At 63.7% G+C, this 1709-nt stretch carries 4 protein-coding genes; all 4 read right to left on the bottom strand.

The features are described 5' to 3' along the window. Window positions 1–61 precede the first annotated feature (61 nt). Window positions 62–193, bottom strand: coding sequence for a hypothetical protein (locus tag WAN71_RS18200; RefSeq protein ID WP_422226673.1), 132 nt, complete (start codon window positions 191–193; stop codon window positions 62–64). Beyond that, window positions 193–345, bottom strand: coding sequence for a hypothetical protein (locus tag WAN71_RS18195; protein ID WP_422226672.1), 153 nt, complete (start codon window positions 343–345; stop codon window positions 193–195). The genes WAN71_RS18200 and WAN71_RS18195 overlap by 1 nt, the downstream gene beginning before the upstream one ends. 22 nt (window positions 346–367) lie before the next feature. Then, complete coding sequence (locus WAN71_RS18190) at window positions 368–1381, bottom strand: OmpA family protein (protein ID WP_422226671.1); 1014 nt, start codon at window positions 1379–1381, stop codon at window positions 368–370. Between the two features lie 15 nt (window positions 1382–1396). Next, window positions 1397–1709: FKBP-type peptidyl-prolyl cis-trans isomerase (locus tag WAN71_RS18185; protein ID WP_422226670.1), on the bottom strand; the 313-nt coding region annotated here is incomplete at its 5' end.

Raw genomic sequence — 1709 nt, 5'->3', positions numbered from 1 at the left:
CTGCAAACCAGCCCGCTGGGCGGAGTGCGTCTTTTGCTGCGCCTGCCCGGCCCGAGCTGACTTACTCCGAGGCACCCGTAGCCGAAGGCCGCACCGGCACTTCACGTTTGACGCGACGAATCGTCAGGGCGAATGTCAGCAACAGCCCCAGCAGGAAGGCCACCCCGACCAGGAAAAAGTTCACCTGGCCCATCACTGCGCTCCAATCTCACGTGCGCCGGGCATGTCGTCCAGGGCTTGCTCCACGGTGGTGCGCCTGATCGTTATGCCGGCAATCAATAAGGCAACGGCCGAGCCGACCGCGAAAGCCACTAGGTAGCAGAGCCATTCGATGACGAAGTCCATTGGTGAATTCTCCTTAGCCGAATTAGCCGACCCCAATTTCGACGCGACGGTTCTTGGCTTGACCGTCCGGGCTGCTGTTGTCAGCGATCGGATCGGCAGCACCGCGGCCTTTCGTGGTCAGGTGATCACGTGCGACGCCGCGGGCGATCAGGTAGTCGGCGACGGCGTCTGCCCGAGTAGTGCTCAACGGGATATTGATGGCGTCATTACCGGTGTTGTCGGTGTAGCCGTTGATGGTCACGGTCACACCCGGGCAGTCCTTCAGCTTGTCGGCGACCTGGTTCAGCGTCTGTTCGGCGGCCGGCGACAACGCCGACCCGTCGGTGGCAAAAGTGATCGGCCCCAAGGCTTTGACAGCCGGCCGGAGGTTGGCGCAGGCATTACCCGGGCCAAGAGCCGGCACCGGGCCCGGCGGTGCGCTCGACGCGACGGTACCGCCGATTCCCATCGTGTCAACGATATTCAAATTCGGCCAGGCCGCGTCGGCTGCCTGCTCGATAGCGTCTTGCTGCCCTCCCGAACCCGTCGTCCCGATCAGCGTGATGGTGTCACCCTTGATAGTGAGGCCGAAGTCGGGAACGGTTGCCGCCGCCTTGAAAACCGATGCGGCATTGGAGAAATCGAGAGACGTGATATCCCGGTCGATCCGTACGTTACCGATGATGTTGGTATTCGCCCCGAAGCCCCCCTTCAGCGCCGCCAGCAGCGACTCTTTTGCCTCGACGGTGGGCATGTCACCGGAAAGCTTGATGTCGTTGCCGCTACGGGTGATTGACACCGGCGCCAGCGCTATTGCCGGAATCGTCGGCGTCTGCGGCGTGCCGCCCGGCGGCTTGGGTGCGTTCAGCGTCGGCAACGCGCCGGTCGGACCGTTGGCTCCCGGTCGGGTCCGGTCCATTTCGCCGTAGCCGATTACCGCCAGCAGTAACGGAATAACGATCAAGGCAACCAGCCACGGCAGGCCCGGAACCCGTCGATAGAACTTCGAGGTTCGCCGCCACTCGGTGGCTTCGGGTGCTTCGTCAGAGCCCGCCATCGGCCCTCCCTCGCGTTAACGGGTGCTGAGCAGGTCGATCACGAAGATCAACGTCTTGCCTGATAGCTGATGCCCGGAGCCGGCCGGCCCGTAAGCTTGCGCGGGTGTGATCACCAGCTGACGCCGGCCACCCACCTTCATACCCGGAATACCGTCCTGCCATCCCTGGATGAGCCCGCGCAGCGGGAATTCGATGGGCTCGCCACGACCCCATGAGCTGTCGAATTCTTCGCCGGAGTCGTACTCGACGCCGACGTAGTGCACCTCGACGACGCCACCCGGCACCGCTTCGGGGCCGTCGCCGACCACTAGGTCTTCGATGACGAGT

Source organism: Mycobacterium sp. (assembly GCF_049280035.1).
In the GTDB taxonomy this organism is placed as follows: domain Bacteria; phylum Actinomycetota; class Actinomycetes; order Mycobacteriales; family Mycobacteriaceae; genus Mycobacterium.
The sequence above is the reverse complement of the archived record's forward strand: the minus strand, read 5'-3'. Positions and strand labels throughout refer to the sequence as shown.

What these genes read in the sequence shown, in the direction of transcription:
- WAN71_RS18200 (WP_422226673.1), bottom strand. Translation starts at nt 193, where the DNA reads ATGGGCCAGGTGAACTTTTTCCTGGTCGGGGTGGCCTTCCTGCTGGGG.
- WAN71_RS18195 (WP_422226672.1), bottom strand. Translation starts at nt 345, where the DNA reads ATGGACTTCGTCATCGAATGGCTCTGCTACCTAGTGGCTTTCGCGGTC.
- WAN71_RS18190 (WP_422226671.1), bottom strand. Translation starts at nt 1,381, where the DNA reads ATGGCGGGCTCTGACGAAGCACCCGAAGCCACCGAGTGGCGGCGAACC.